This window comes from Streptomyces sp. NBC_00461 (genome assembly GCF_036013935.1).
Taxonomy (GTDB): Bacteria; Actinomycetota; Actinomycetes; order Streptomycetales; family Streptomycetaceae; genus Streptomyces.
Map to the genome: position 1 here is coordinate 1,982,283 of NZ_CP107902.1, position 14,345 is coordinate 1,996,627.

At 69.1% G+C, this 14,345-nt stretch carries 9 protein-coding genes and 1 pseudogene; 6 read left to right on the forward strand and 4 right to left on the reverse strand.

The features are described 5' to 3' along the window. Positions 1-6 precede the first annotated feature (6 nt). The 3 genes from OG870_RS09555 to metH form a co-directional block, all read right to left on the reverse strand. Entirely contained in the window at positions 7-1,611 is a 1,605-nt protein-coding gene (locus OG870_RS09555; protein ID WP_266585854.1) for an ABC transporter substrate-binding protein, read from the reverse strand. A gap of 439 nt (positions 1,612-2,050) precedes the next feature. Then, a complete protein-coding gene (locus OG870_RS09560; protein WP_266585852.1) occupies positions 2,051-2,746 on the reverse strand; it encodes an HAD family hydrolase in 696 nt (231 codons plus the stop codon). Positions 2,747-2,955: 209 nt separating this feature from the next. Continuing rightward, positions 2,956-6,489, reverse strand: a complete 3,534-nt coding sequence (gene metH, locus OG870_RS09565; RefSeq protein ID WP_266841326.1) for a methionine synthase — start codon at positions 6,487-6,489, stop codon at positions 2,956-2,958. A 294-nt stretch (positions 6,490-6,783) separates the two neighbouring features. On the opposite strand from metH, the gene OG870_RS09570 reads away from it, so the two are divergent. From OG870_RS09570 to OG870_RS09585, 4 genes are all read left to right on the forward strand, one after another. After that, complete coding sequence (locus OG870_RS09570) at positions 6,784-7,548, forward strand: IclR family transcriptional regulator (RefSeq protein WP_266511197.1); 765 nt, start codon at positions 6,784-6,786, stop codon at positions 7,546-7,548. Positions 7,549-7,913: 365 nt separating this feature from the next. Further along, positions 7,914-8,708, forward strand: coding sequence for an MIP/aquaporin family protein (locus OG870_RS09575; RefSeq protein WP_266511200.1), 795 nt, complete (start codon positions 7,914-7,916; stop codon positions 8,706-8,708). Between the two features lie 79 nt (positions 8,709-8,787). Next, positions 8,788-10,329, forward strand: coding sequence for a glycerol kinase GlpK (glpK, locus tag OG870_RS09580; protein ID WP_266511203.1), 1,542 nt, complete (start codon positions 8,788-8,790; stop codon positions 10,327-10,329). Between the two features lie 51 nt (positions 10,330-10,380). Then, positions 10,381-11,997: a glycerol-3-phosphate dehydrogenase/oxidase gene (locus OG870_RS09585; RefSeq protein WP_266511206.1), complete on the forward strand. Its 1,617-nt coding sequence runs from the start codon at positions 10,381-10,383 to the stop codon at positions 11,995-11,997. Positions 11,998-12,158: 161 nt separating this feature from the next. Here OG870_RS09585 and OG870_RS09590 read toward each other — a convergent pair. Then, positions 12,159-12,320 (reverse strand): annotated as a pseudogene (locus tag OG870_RS09590) (S-methyl-5-thioribose kinase); the annotation flags it as partial. Positions 12,321-12,467: 147 nt separating this feature from the next. Between OG870_RS09590 and OG870_RS09595 the strand changes: the two are divergent. Both OG870_RS09595 and OG870_RS09600 read left to right on the forward strand, forming a co-directional pair. Beyond that, on the forward strand, positions 12,468-13,139 hold the full coding sequence (locus OG870_RS09595; protein WP_266511209.1) for a FadR/GntR family transcriptional regulator: 672 nt from the start codon (positions 12,468-12,470) through the stop codon (positions 13,137-13,139). A gap of 162 nt (positions 13,140-13,301) precedes the next feature. Next, the gene (locus tag OG870_RS09600) at positions 13,302-14,282 is read left to right on the forward strand and encodes a PAC2 family protein (protein ID WP_266511212.1); all 981 of its coding nucleotides are present in this window, start codon (positions 13,302-13,304) and stop codon (positions 14,280-14,282) included. Positions 14,283-14,345 lie beyond the last annotated feature (63 nt).

Here is a 14,345-nt window from a genome sequence, read left to right on the forward strand (position 1 = left end):
GACAGATCAGCCGCTCACTCCACGGCCGAGCTCCCACAACTGAAGGGTCGAGGAGGAGTTGAGAGCATAGGCGGTCCCCGTGACGTCGTCGCGGGCGGCGACGTACTGCTTGCCCTGCCACAGCGGGAGGATCGGGACGTCGTCGGCGACGATGTCCTGGATCTGGTTGAGGTTGGAGGCGGCCGCGATGCGGTCGGCCTCACGGCGGGACGCCGGGATCAGACTGTTGATGATCTTGCTGTTCCGGTACGGCAGCTTGAGGAAGTTGTCCTTGTCGAGGAACGGCGCGAGGAAGTTGTCCGGGTCCGGGAAGTCCGGGAACCAGCCCATGCCCCAGACGTCGTACTGCCCCTTGCGCTCGGCCGGGACGAACTTCGACCAGGGCGTGCCCTGGATGCTGACGTCGAACAGGCCGCTGCTGTTGAGCTGCTTCTGAAGGATCTCGAATTCCTTCTTGGTGGCCGAGCCGTAGTGGTCGGTCGTGTAGTGCAGCGTCAGCTTGACCGGGCTGGTGATGTTGGCACCCGCCAGCAGTGCCTTGGCCTTGGCGGTGCTCGGGTCGGCGTACTTGTTGAAGAACGAGTTGGAGTGGCCGGTGATGCTCGCCGGGACGAGCGAGTACAGCGGCTCGGCCTGGGTGCCGTACACCTTGGAGACCAGCTCGCCTCGGTTGATCAGCTGGGCCATCGCCTGGCGGACGGCCCTCGTCTTCACGCTCGGGGCGTTGGTGTTGAAGGCGAGGTAGCGGATCTCGAGGCCGGCCAGCTCGACCAGGTCGACGTTCGGGTTCGAGTCGGCGGACAGCTTCTGGATCTGTTCGGGCGTCATGGTGCGGGTCATGACGTCGATGTCACCCTTGTCGAGCGCGGTGCCCATCTTGTCGGCGTCCGCGTACGAGATCATGTCGACCTTGGAGTTGTTCACCTTCAGAGTCCCCTGGTAGTTGGGGTTCTTGGTGAAGGTGGCCTTGACGATCGCGTCGTCCTTGACCTCGGTCGAGAGGGTGTACGGGCCGGAGCCGTCGACATCGAAGCCGTCGCGCAGCTTGTTCTTCTCGTAGTCGTCGGGGTTGACGATGCCCGCGACCGGAGTCGACAGCTTGTACGGGAACGTGGCGTCCGCGGTCTTGAGGTGGAAGATGACTTCGTTGTCACCCTGCGTCTCGACGGTGTCGATGGTGGACAGCAGGGCGAACACGTCGGAGTCGGCCTTGATGGCGCGGGCGCGGTCGATGGAGTACTTCACGTCGGCCGCGGTGATCTTGTCGCCGTTGGAGAACTTCAGGCCGTCCCGCAGCTTGCAGGCGTAGCGCTCGTCTCCCGAGTCGGTGAAGCCGCAGCTCTGCGCGGCCTCGGGCACGGGGTCCCCCTCGCCCTTCGGCTGGATCATCAGGGTCTGCACGGTCTGGCGCAGGATGTTCCAGGTGCCGACGTCGTACGCGTACGCCGGATCGAGCGGCGCCGGTGCGTCCTTGGTGGCGGTGAAGGCGTCGGTGGTACCGACGGTGATCGCGTCCCCGCCGCTGCTGCCACTGTCGGAACCCCCACACGCGGCGAGCACGGGTGCGAGCAGGCCGACCACGGCCGGCAGCACCAAAGTCTTGCGGTTCATGCTCGTGATTCTCCAGAGCTGTTCAGGTCCGTGTACCCGGCATGCAGGGGTGTCGCAGCGGATCACGGGGGTAGAGGCGATGGTTCCCGCACGAGATTAGTCCGCACCTGCACGGCGCTTCGAAGTCACCGGACTCGGGGCCCCATCACGCAGTGAAACCGGCTGCGGACAGACCGAAAACCCGACCGGAGAAGGATTAGTGCAGCGTTCCATGAATCGGGACACAAGGGCACGCCGACGCACCCCTCAAGCGGGCGATCAGCACATCGCGCGCGACCTGTCCAGGCCCGGGCGAGTGGGGAACCTCACATTCCCAACGGCGGGGACCGGTACCGGAATTCGGCCATCCGCCGTGATTCGAATTCCCTCGCACACCGGCTCTGGAATTCAAGTCCTATCGGCGCTGCACGCTGGGTGAACGCTCAGCGCATTTCCGTCATCAGGCGGCGATCAGTCCGCGCAGGAATGCCAGGTCGACGTCTTCGAGTGAGGTGACGACGGTGCGCCGGACGGCGGGGGCGATGGGGGCCACCGAGGGGACCGCGACCACGTGGCAGCCGGCGGCCTCGGCCGCGGCGACGCCGGTCGCGGTGTCCTCGATGACCGCGCATCTGGTCGGATCCACGCCGAGTCCTGCGGCGGCGAACAGGTAGGGGTCGGGGTGCGGCTTGGTCCGCGGCACCTCGTCGCCGGCGACCGACAGGGCGAAGTGGTGGGCTCCGAGCGAGCCGATCACCCGGTCGATGATGCGCCGGTGCGAGGCGGAGACCAGGGCGGTGGGGATCTCGTACTCGAAGAGCTCCGCGAGCAGTCTGGCGGCGCCCGGCATCAGGGGCAGGGCCCGGTCGATGCGGTCCTCGAAACCCTGGTTGAGCAGGACCGTGAGCTCCGCCATGGCGATGTCGGCGCCGGTGGCCTCGATGAGGAACCCCGCGCTGCGGGTCATGGGGCCGCCGACCACGACATGGCGCCACGACTCGTCGAGGACGTGGCCGAGGCCCGCGAAGATCTCGACTTCGACGTCCCACCAGAAGCCCTCGGTGTCCACCAGGGTTCCGTCCATGTCGAGGAGCACGGCCTGCAGCACTGAGCCTTCGGCCGTACGGGTTCCGAGCGCGGGGACCGTACTGGTCATCCTGGCGCACCTCCTTGGGGACGACCAGGCCGGTTCCCGCTGGGGGAACCGGCCTGCAGTGGACCGACCAGTGTACGTCTCCCGCGACGGAAGTGCCTCGTTTGACCGAAGCAGGTCCCGGGCACTCCGTGAATACCGCCGGGAGGCGCCATGACGTGCGCCGATGTGTCCCCGAATGTGTCCTCGCGCGTGTCCGGGGCCGGCCTTTGTCAGCGGGCGTTGAAGTACTTCGCCTCCGGGTGGTGGATCACGATCGCGTCCGTGGACTGCTCGGGGTGCAGCTGGAACTCCTCGGAGAGGTGGACGCCGATGCGCTCCGGCTGGAGCAGGTCGGCGATCTTGGCGCGGTCCTCCAGGTTCGGACAGGCTCCGTAGCCGAGGGAGAAGCGGGCGCCCCGGTACTTCAGGGCGAACATGTCCTCCATCTGGCTCGGGTCCTCACCGGCGAAGCCGAGCTCCGACCGCACGCGCGCGTGCCAGTACTCGGCGAGCGCCTCGGCCAACTGCACCGACAGACCGTGCAGTTCGAGGTAGTCGCGGTAGGCGTTCGCCTCGAACATCCGCGCCGTCTCCTCGCCGATCCGCGAGCCGACGGTGACGACCTGGAGGCCGACGACGTCGGTCTCCCCCGTCTCCTGAGGGCGGAAGAAGTCCGCGAGGCACAGCCGGCGGCCGCGGCGCTGGCGCGGGAAGGTGAAGCGGGTGCGTTCGTTGCCGTGCTCGTCCAGGATGATCAGGTCGTCGTCCTTGGAGACGCACGGGAAGTAGCCGTAGACAACGGCCGCTTCCAGCAGGTTGTCGGTCTGCAGCCGGTCCAGCAGGCCGCGCAGCCGGGGCCGGCCGTCGGTCTCGACGAGTTCCTCGTACGTCGGCCCCTCGCCGGTACGGGCCTGCTTGAGGCCCCACTGGCCCTTGAACAGCGCGCCCTCGTCCAGCCAGCTCGCGTACTCCTTGAGCTGGATGCCCTTGATGACACGGGTGTCCCAGAAGGGCGGGGTGGGGATGGGGTTGTCGGTGGCGACGTCCGAGCGGACGTGGCCCTCCTCCGGGCGTTCCTCCACCTCGACGGCCGAAGTCGCCCGCACCCGGCGCTGCTTGAGCTCGGGCAGCTTGGCTCCGGGCACGCCCCGCTTGACTCCGATCAGCGCGTCCATCAGGCGCAGGCCCTCGAACGCGTCGCGGGCGTAGCGGACTTCGCCCTCGTAGATCTCGTGCAGGTCCTGCTCGACGTACGCGCGGGTGAGGGCCGCGCCGCCGAGGATGACCGGGAAGTCCGCCGCGAGGCCGCGCTGGTTGAGCTCCTCCAGGTTCTCCTTCATGATCACCGTGGACTTGACCAGGAGCCCGGACATGCCGATGACGTCGGCCCGGTGCTCCTCGGCAGCGTCGAGGATCGCGGAGACCGGCTGCTTGATGCCGAGGTTGACGACGTTGTAGCCGTTGTTGGACAGGATGATGTCGACGAGGTTCTTGCCGATGTCGTGGACGTCCCCGCGCACGGTGGCGAGGACGATGGTGCCCTTGCCCTCGTCGTCGGACTTCTCCATGTGCGGTTCGAGGTGGGCCACCGCGGTCTTCATGACCTCGGCGGACTGGAGCACGAACGGCAGCTGCATCTGGCCGGAGCCGAACAGCTCGCCGACGACCTTCATGCCGTCCAGCAGCGTCTCGTTGACGATGTCGAGGGCGGGGCGGGTGGTCAGCGCCTCGTCGAGGTCGGCCTCCAGACCGTTCTTCTCGCCGTCGATGATGCGGCGCTTGAGGCGCTCCTCCAGCGGGAGGGCGGCCAGTTCCTCGGCCTTCCCCGCCTTCAGCGACTTGGCGGTGGCGCCCTCGAACAGCGCCATCAGCTTCTGGAGGGGGTCGTAGGCTGGTTTGTCGCCTTGCTGGGCGGAGCGACGGTCGTGGATCAGGTCGAGAGCCGTCTGCACCTCCTCCTCGCTGAACCGGGCGATCGGCAGGATCTTCGACGCGTGGACGATCGCCGAGTCGAGGCCCGCCTTGACGCACTCGTCCAGGAAGACGGAGTTGAGCAGGATGCGGGCGGCCGGGTTGAGGCCGAAGGAGATGTTCGACAGGCCCAGCGTGGTCTGTACGTCCGGGTGGCGCCGCTTGAGTTCGCGGATCGCCTCGATGGTGGCGATGCCGTCCTTGCGGGACTCCTCCTGGCCGGTACAGATGGTGAAGGTCAGGGTGTCGATGAGGATGTCCGACTCGTGGATGCCCCAGTTGCCGGTCAGGTCGTCGATGAGCCGTTCGGCGATCTCGACCTTCTTCTCGGGAGTGCGGGCCTGTCCCACCTCGTCGATGGTCAGGGCGATCAGCGCGGCACCGTGCTCCTGCGCGAGCTTGGTGACCTTCGCGAAGCGGGACTCCGGGCCGTCGCCGTCCTCGTAGTTGACGGAGTTGATGACCGCGCGGCCGCCCAGTTTCTCCAGCCCCGCCCGGAGCACCTCCACTTCGGTGGAGTCCAGCACGATCGGCAGGGTGGAGGCGGTGGCGAAGCGGCCGGCCAGCTCCTCCATGTCGGCGACGCCGTCGCGGCCGACGTAGTCCACGCAGAGGTCCAGCATGTGGGCGCCCTCGCGGATCTGGTCGCGGGCCATCTCCACGCAGTCGTCCCAGCGGGCCTCCAGCATGGCCTCGCGGAACTTCTTCGAGCCGTTGGCGTTGGTGCGCTCGCCGATGGCCAGGTACGAGGTGTCCTGGCGGAAGGGCACGGTCTGGTAGAGGGAGGCGGCGCCCGGCTCGGGCTGCGGATGCCGCTCGGTCGGGGCGGTGCCTCGGACCCGCTCGACGACCTGGCGCAGATGCTCGGGGGTGGTGCCGCAGCAGCCGCCGATGAGAGAGAGGCCGTACTCGCGTACGAAGGTCTCCTGGGCGTCGGCGAGTTCCGGCGCCGTGAGCGGGTAGTGGGCGCCGTCGCGGCCGAGGACCGGCAGGCCCGCGTTGGGCATGCAGGACAGCTGAACGCGCGAGTGGCGGGCCAGGTAGCGCAGGTGCTCGCTCATCTCGGCCGGTCCGGTGGCGCAGTTCAGCCCGATCATGTCGATGCCGAGCGGTTCCAGCGCGGTGAGCGCGGCGCCGATCTCCGAGCCGAGCAGCATGGTGCCGGTCGTCTCGACCGTCACCGACACGATGAGCGGGACCTCGTACCCGGCCGTCTCCATGGCCCGGCGGGCGGCCAGGACGGAGGCCTTGGTCTGCAGCAGGTCCTGGGTGGTCTCCACCAGCAGCGCGTCGGCGCCGCCGGCGAGCAGGCCCTCGGCGTTCTGCTGGTACGCGTCACGGATGACATCGAAGGTGGTGTGGCCGAGGGTGGGCAGCTTGGTGCCGGGGCCCATCGAGCCCAGCACCCAGCGCTGGCGGCCGTCGCGCGCGGCGAACTCGTCCGCCGTCTCGCGGGCGATGCGGGCACCGGCCTCGGACAGTTCGGCGACGCGCTCGGGAATGTCGTATTCACCCAGGGCGGTGAGGTTCGCGCCGAAGGTGTTGGTCTCCACGCAGTCGACGCCCGCGTCGAAGTACTCGGAGTGCACCGAGCGGACGATGTCCGGACGGGTCACGTTGAGGACCTCGTTGCAGCCCTCCAACTGCTGGAAGTCGTCCAGTGTGGGGTCCTGCGCCTGCAGCATGGTGCCCATCGCTCCGTCGGCGACCACCACTCGGGTGGCCAGCGCCTCACGGAGCGCGGACGCACGGGTCCGGCTGTCGGCGGAAGGGGTCAGTGGCGACGAGGCCATTTAAGGGGCTCCCTTGGGTGCGACGGCTGTCGGCTTTGCACCCCTCCGTGGATCTCCCGCGGCGGGCGCACTTCGCCAGGGTAACCGGGTCCGCGCCGGGATGGTCAGGGCGTCCACGGGGCGGACCCGGGTGACGGGCAGGTCACTCAGGGGATACGAGTGACACAACGGATCGCGACGGATGACGACCAACCATTAGCGGGAGGTCGACATCGACCGGTAGTGTTCGACATTGCCGAACAGCGGCAGCGGCGTCGCACGTCGACGGTCGAAGGGGACGGAGGCAGCACGGCGATGGCACGGAACATCCAGTCGCTCGAACGGGCGGCCGCGATGCTGCGGCTGCTCGCGGGCGGCGAGCGACGGCTCGGCCTCTCGGACATCGCCTCGTCACTGGGCCTCGCCAAGGGCACCGCCCACGGGATCCTGCGCACCCTCCAGCAGGAGGGGTTCGTCGAGCAGGACGACGCCTCCGGGCGCTATCAGCTGGGCGCCGAACTGCTGCGCCTGGGCACCACCTACCTCGACGTGCACGAGCTGCGGGCGCGGGCCCTGGTATGGACGGACGACCTGGCCAGGTCGAGCGGGGAGAGCGTGTATCTCGGCGTCCTGCACCAGCAGGGTGTGCTGATCGTGCACCACGTCTTCCGGCCCGACGACAGCCGTCAGGTGCTGGAGATCGGGGCCATGCAGCCCCTGCACTCCACGGCCCTGGGCAAGGTCCTGTCGGCCTACGACCCGGTCGCGCACAGCGAGGCCGTCGAGGCCGACCGCAAGCCCTTCACCGACAGGACCGTGTGCGGGCTGGAGGACTTCGAGCACATCCTCGACATGTCGCGCGCGCGTGGTTACGCGGCCGACGTCGAGGAGACCTGGGAGGGCGTCGCGTCCGTCGCCGCGCCCATCCACGACCGGCGGCGGATGCCGGTGGGCGCGGTGGGCATCACCGGCGCCGTGGAGCGGCTGTGCCGGGACGGCGAGCTGCAGCCCGAGCTGATCGCCGCGGTGCGGGACTGTGCCCGTGCGGTGTCGCGGGATCTGGGTGCCGGGCGGTTCTGAGAGGCGTGGACGGAGGCCGGAACGCCGAACGGCGTTCCGGCCTCCGTCGTACCTGGACGCAGCACGGCGAACCGTCCAGTTGGTACGCACCGTGCTTGTTACGCCGCCGTACGCAGCTGACCTGCAAGATCGACAGCTCACGGCTTTCAGTAACGATCGCGCTTTCGACTACAGGGCTCTTGACTCGCATGCGAAGCCGGAGCAAGACTCCCGTCCATCGGTCGGCATTGTCGAACACCTACCGGCAATACGCGCTAGAGTGTGACAACGCCAAGGGCCGGCATCGCTCTCACCCCCGAGGGCAGCTCGAACTCCCGGAGGGACCCGGGGTTCGGTCCCCTGGACGAAGGACAAAGGAGTCGCGGGTGTCCAGCTCCGACATCTTCATCGGCGAGACCATCGGTACCGCCATACTCATCCTGCTCGGCGGCGGCGTCTGCGCCGCCGTGACGCTGAAGGCCTCCAAGGCCCGTAACGCCGGCTGGCTGGCCATCACCTTCGGGTGGGGCTTCGCGGTACTGACGGCGGTCTACACGTCGGCGCCGCTCTCCGGCGCCCACCTGAACCCGGCCGTGACGCTCGCACTCGCGATCAAGAACGGCGACTGGAGCAACGTCCCGGTGTACTGGGCCGGACAGCTCCTCGGCGCCGCGATCGGCGCGAGCCTGGTCTGGGTCGCCTACTACGGGCAGTTCCACGCGCACCTCACCGACAAGGAGATCGTCGGCGGTCCGGGTGCGCAGGCCACGAAGGTCAAGGCCGTCGAGGCCCAGGAGGCGGGCGCAGGCCCGGTGCTGGGCATCTTCTCCACCGGCCCGGAGATCCGTGTCGTGTGGCAGAACCTCGCCACGGAGATCATCGGCACCATCGTGCTGGTGCTCGCCGTCCTCACGCAGGGCCTGAACGACAGCGGCAAGGGCCTCGGCACGCTGGGTGCCCTGATCACCGCACTCGTGGTCGTCTCGATCGGTCTGTCCCTCGGCGGCCCGACCGGCTACGCGATCAACCCGGCCCGTGACCTCGGCCCGCGCATCGTGCACGCCCTGCTCCCCCTGCCCAACAAGGGCAGGTCCGACTGGAGCTACGCCTGGATCCCGGTGGTCGGTCCGCTGATCGGCGGCGCCATCGCTGCAGGCATCTACAACGTCGCTTTTGCTTAAGAGCACTGGGCTTCACCGCACTTAACCAGCACCGCGCCGTACAGACAGCCCCACATCCACGGAACTCCAGGAGCACACAGTGACCGACGCGCACACCGCCGGCCCCTTCATCGCCGCTATCGACCAGGGCACCACCTCCAGCCGCTGCATCGTCTTCGACCGGGACGGCCGTATCGTCTCCGTCGACCAGAAGGAGCACGAGCAGATCTTCCCGAAGCCGGGCTGGGTCGAGCACAACGCCAACGAGATCTGGACGAACGTCCAGGAGGTCGTCGCCGGAGCCGTCCAGAAGGCCGGCATCACCCGTGACGACATCAAGGCCATCGGCATCACCAACCAGCGTGAGACCACGCTGCTGTGGGACAAGAACACCGGTGAGCCCGTCCACAACGCCATCGTCTGGCAGGACACCCGCACCGACGCCCTGTGCAAGGAACTCGGCCGCAACGTCGGCCAGGACCGCTTCCGCCGCGAGACCGGCCTCCCGCTGGCCTCGTACTTCGCGGGCCCCAAGGCCCGCTGGCTGCTCGACAACGTCGAGGGGCTGCGCGAGCGCGCCGAGGCGGGCGACATCCTCTTCGGCACCATGGACAGCTGGGTCATCTGGAACCTGACGGGCGGTGTCAACGGCGGCCGGCACGTCACCGACGTCACCAACGCCTCCCGCACCATGCTGATGAACCTGCACACCATGGAGTGGGACGACAAGATCGCCGAGTCCATCGGCGTCCCGCTCGCGATGCTCCCGGAGATCCGCTCCTCCGCCGAGGTGTACGGCGAGATCACCGGCGGCAAGCTGGGCGACCTGCTCGGCGGCATCCCCGTCGCCTCCGCGCTCGGCGACCAGCAGGCGGCCCTGTTCGGCCAGACCTGTTTCGCGGAGGGCGAGGCCAAGTCGACGTACGGCACCGGCACCTTCCTGCTGATGAACACCGGCGAGAAGCCCGTCAACTCCTACAACGGCCTGCTGACCACGGTCGGCTACCGCATCGGTGACGAGAAGGCGGTCTACGCCCTGGAGGGCTCGATCGCCGTCACCGGTTCGCTGGTGCAGTGGATGCGCGACCAGATGGGCCTGATCTCCACCGCCGCCGAGATCGAGACCCTCGCGCTCACGGTCGAGGACAACGGCGGCGCCTACTTCGTGCCGGCCTTCTCCGGTCTGTTCGCCCCGTACTGGCGCTCCGACGCCCGCGGTGTGATCGCCGGCCTCACCCGGTACGTCACCAAGGCGCACCTCGCGCGCGCCGTCCTGGAGGCCACGGCCTGGCAGACCCGTGAGATCACCGACGCCATGACGAAGGACTCCGGCGTCGAGCTCGCGGCGATCAAGGTCGACGGCGGTATGACCTCCAACAACCTGCTGATGCAGACGCTCTCGGACTTCGTCGACGCACCCGTGGTGCGCCCGATGGTCGCCGAGACCACCTGCCTCGGTGCCGCTTACGCCGCCGGTCTCGCCGTCGGCTTCTGGACCAGCACCGACGACCTGCGTGCCAACTGGCGCCGGGCCGCCGAGTGGACCCCCAACATGGCCGCGGAGAAGCGCGACCGTGAGTACAAGAGCTGGCTCAAGGCCGTCGAGCGGACCATGGGCTGGCTCGAGGACGACGAGAGCTGACGAGAGCTCCTGACGGCTCTCGCACGCTCTGATGAGGAGTAAGAACCCGAAATGACCAGTCAGTCCACCCTGCAGTCCGTGCCTGCCCTGGGTACGCACCCGGCCTCCGCCTCGAACCCGAGCCGAGCCGAGACCCGGGAACAGCTCTCCAAGGCGTCGTTCGACCTTCTCGTGATCGGCGGCGGCATCCTGGGCATCTCCACCGCCTGGCACGCCGCGCAGTCCGGCCTCAGGGTGGCTCTGGTCGACGCCGGCGACTTCGCCGGCGCCACCTCTTCCGCCTCCTCCAAGCTGCTCCACGGCGGTCTGCGCTACCTGCAGACCGGCGCGGTGAAGCTGGTGGCGGAGAACCACTTCGAGCGCCGTGCGGTGTCTCGTCAGGTGGCCCCCCACCTGGCGAACCCGCTCACGTTCTACCTCCCCGTGTACAAGGGCGGGCCGCACGGCGCTGCGAAGCTCGGGGCGGGCGTCTTCGCCTACTCCGCGCTCTCCGCGTTCGGTGACGGCGTCGGCCACCTCCTCTCCCCCGCCAAGGCGGCGCAGGACGTGCCCGAGCTGCGCACCGACAACCTCAAGGCCGTCGCCGTCTACGGCGACGACCAGATGAACGACGCGCGCATGGCGCTGATGACGGTCCGTGCGGCCGTCGAGTCGGGCGCGGTCGTCCTCAACCACGCCGAGGTGACCGGCCTGAGGTTCACCAAGGGCCGGGTGACCGGTGCCGACCTGCGCGACCGCACCAGTGGCGACGAGTTCGGCGTCAACGCCCGTCTGGTGCTCAACGCGACCGGCCCGTGGGTCGACCACCTGCGCCGCATGGAGGACCCGAACGCCGCCCCGTCGATCCGGCTGTCGAAGGGCGCGCATCTGGTCCTGAAGCGGACGTCCCCGTGGAAGGCCGCGCTCGCGACCCCGATCGACAAGTACCGCATCACCTTCGCCCTCCCCTGGGAGGACATGCTGCTGCTCGGCACGACCGACGAGGAGTTCGAGGGCGACCCGGCGGACGTCGCGGTCACCGAGAAGGACATATCCCAGATCCTGGACGAGGCCGCGTTCTCGGTCCGCGACCAGCAGCTGTCGCGTGACCTCATCACGTACTCCTTCGCGGGTCTGCGCGTGCTGCCGGGCGGCCCCGGCGACACGGCGAAGGCCAAGCGCGAGACCGTGGTGACGGAGGGCCGTGCCGGGATGCTGTCCGTCGCGGGCGGCAAGTGGACGACCTTCCGGCACATCGGCCGTACGGTGATGCAGAAGCTGGAGGCGCTGCCGGGCGCTCCGCTGGGTGACGACTTCGAGCCGATCTCGTCGCTGCCGAAGAAGCTGCCGCTTCCCGGCGTCGCCAACCCGCGCGCGGTCGCCCACCGGCTGCTGGTCGACCACCCCGCGCCGGGTCCGCGCATGGCCGCCGACACCGCCAAGCACCTTGCCACGCACTACGGCTCGCTGGCCTTCGACATCGCCCGTCTGGCCAACGACAACCCGGAGCTGGCCCAGCGCGTCCACCCCGACGCCCCGGAGATCTGGGCGCAGGTCGTCTACGCGCGGGACAACGAGTGGGCCGAGACTCCGGACGACGTGCTGCGGCGCCGTACGACGCTGACGATCCGGGGTCTGGCGACGGACGACGTCCGCGCGAAGGTCCAGGACCTGCTCGACAAGAAGTAGACCTCGTGCCGGCCCTTCCCGACCAGGGCCGGCACGACCGGGGAACGGCCCCTCTCCCCTAGGGGGCCGGTTCCGCGGAAAGGGGCGACTCCATGCCGACGGAGCCGCCCCTTTCCGCGTGCTGGGGTATCGGGGCGATGGGGGTAACAGCCCAGTGCCCCTCAGGCCGTCTGCTGCACAACCGCCCTTACAGCGTGCGGGTCCGCCAACTCGCTGCGGCGCAGGATCAGTTCGCGCCCGAGCAGCAGCGCTCGCCGGGACGCCGGGGCCGGGTCCGGCAGGGTTGTCAGGTCCGTCAGGTGGGCGAAGCCGATGATGCGACGAGGCCACCGTATTCTCCGACCTGGAGATTCTCACTCCGAGCTGAGCATTCGGTGCCCCGTTCAGCCCACTGAACCCGTGGGAAGCCCCATAATGGCCTGAGACATCGGATGTCTGAACGACAGGTCTGAACGACAGGGAGGCCGGCCATGGCAGTCACCGACGAGGCGATCGAGAAAATCAAGGGGATGATCGTCTCCGGCGCGCTGCGACCCGGCGACCGGCTGCCCAAGGAGAGCGAGCTGGCCGCCGAGCTCGGCCTCTCCCGCAACTCCCTGCGGGAGGCGGTGCGCGCCCTGTCGCTGATCCGGATCCTGGACGTACGGCAGGGCGACGGCACGTATGTGACCAGCCTCGACCCGCAGCTGCTGCTGGAGGCGATGAGCTTCGTCGTGGACTTCCACCGCGACGACACGGTCCTTGAGTTCCTGGCGGTGCGGCGCATCCTGGAGCCGGCCGCCACGGCGATGGCGGCCTCCCGGATCAGCGAGCAGCAACTGAGCGCGCTCTCGGCCCAGTTGGACAAACTCGGGGACGCGCCGTCGGTGGAGGAACTCGTCGCCTGCGACCTCGACTTCCACCGGGGCATCGTGCAGAGCTCCGGCAACTCGGTGCTCTGCTCGCTCATGGACGGCCTGTCGGGGCCGACCACCCGGGCCCGTATCTGGCGCGGCCTGACCCAGGAGGACGCGGTCAGCCGCACCCTGCACGAGCACCGGGCGATCCTGGCCGCCCTGCGCGACCGGGACGCGGAGGCCGCGCGGTCCTGGGCGACGGTGCACATCGCGAGCGTGGAGCAGTGGCTTCGCTCCACGCTCTGAGGGCCCGGGCACCCGGGGTACGGCTCGGACGGCCAAGGGTGTTCAGAGGTGGCGAACGGGGCAGTGATGCGTTCACTCCCCCGTGCAAGGGGGCTGCGGGCGCCCCCGCCGCACGCCGTAAGGTTGGGTGGTCAAGCGAGGGCACGTCGGAAGGAGGCCTGGGTGATCGAGCTCGAGGGGGTTCCCGAGCTGATCGACCCGGTCATGGTGGCCGCGTTCGAGGGCTGGAACGATGCCGGCGACGCCGCCTCCACCGCGGTCGCGCACCTGGACAGGGAGTGGAAGGGCGAGGTGTTCGCGGCGCTGGACGCCGAGGACTACTACGACTTCCAGGTGAACCGCCCCACGGTGTGGATGGACAGCGGCGTGCGCAAGATCACGTGGCCGACGACAAGGTTGTCGGTGGTCCGGGTCGGCGGTGAGAAGCCGCGCGATCTCGTCCTCGTCCGGGGTATCGAGCCGTCGATGCGGTGGCGCTCGTTCTGCAACGAGCTGCTGGGCTTCGCGCACGAGCTGGGCGTGGAGCTGGTGGTGGTGCTGGGCGCCCTGCTGGGCGACACCCCGCACACGCGTCCGGTCCCGATCAGCGGCACCACGTCCGACGCGGACCTGGCGCAGCGCATGGACCTGGAGGAGACCAAGTACGAGGGCCCGACGGGCATCGTCGGCGTCCTTCAGGAGGCCTGCACGCACGCGGGCGTCCCGGCCGTCTCGCTGTGGGCAGCGGTGCCGCACTACGTGTCGCAGCCGCCGAACCCGAAGGCGACGCTGGCCCTGCTCAACCGCCTGGAGGACCTGATCGACGTGCGCATCCCGCTGGGCGAGCTGCCCGAGGACGCGCGCGCCTGGCAGGTCGGCGTGGACCAGCTGGCCGCCGAGGACAGCGAGGTCGCCGAGTACGTCCAGACGCTGGAGGAGGCCCGGGACACCGCGGAGCTGCCGGAGGCGACGGGCGAGGCGATCGCCCGCGAGTTCGAGCGGTATCTGCGGCGCCGGGACGGGTCGGGTCCGTCGAGCGGCGGTCACGCGACCGCTGACGGCGGTGACGGCACGTCGTACCGGCGGGACAGCCCCGGCGGTCGTACGAAACCGCCGAAACCGCCAAAACCGGATCCGGAGGACGACGAGTCCCCGGAGGAGTGAACGAGTGAAGGGCGGTGCGCCGGGCGCACCGCCCTTCTTGCTGCCCGGACGGCCGAGCACGTG

Coding starts and splice junctions, on each gene's coding strand:
- OG870_RS09555 (WP_266585854.1), bottom strand. CDS start 1,611: ATGAACCGCAAGACTTTGGTGCTGCCGGCCGTGGTCGGCCTGCTCGCA.
- OG870_RS09560 (WP_266585852.1), bottom strand. CDS start 2,746: ATGACCAGTACGGTCCCCGCGCTCGGAACCCGTACGGCCGAAGGCTCA.
- metH (WP_266841326.1), bottom strand. CDS start 6,489: ATGGCCTCGTCGCCACTGACCCCTTCCGCCGACAGCCGGACCCGTGCG.
- OG870_RS09570 (WP_266511197.1), top strand. CDS start 6,784: ATGGCACGGAACATCCAGTCGCTCGAACGGGCGGCCGCGATGCTGCGG.
- OG870_RS09585 (WP_266511206.1), top strand. CDS start 10,381: ATGACCAGTCAGTCCACCCTGCAGTCCGTGCCTGCCCTGGGTACGCAC.
- OG870_RS09595 (WP_266511209.1), top strand. CDS start 12,468: ATGGCAGTCACCGACGAGGCGATCGAGAAAATCAAGGGGATGATCGTC.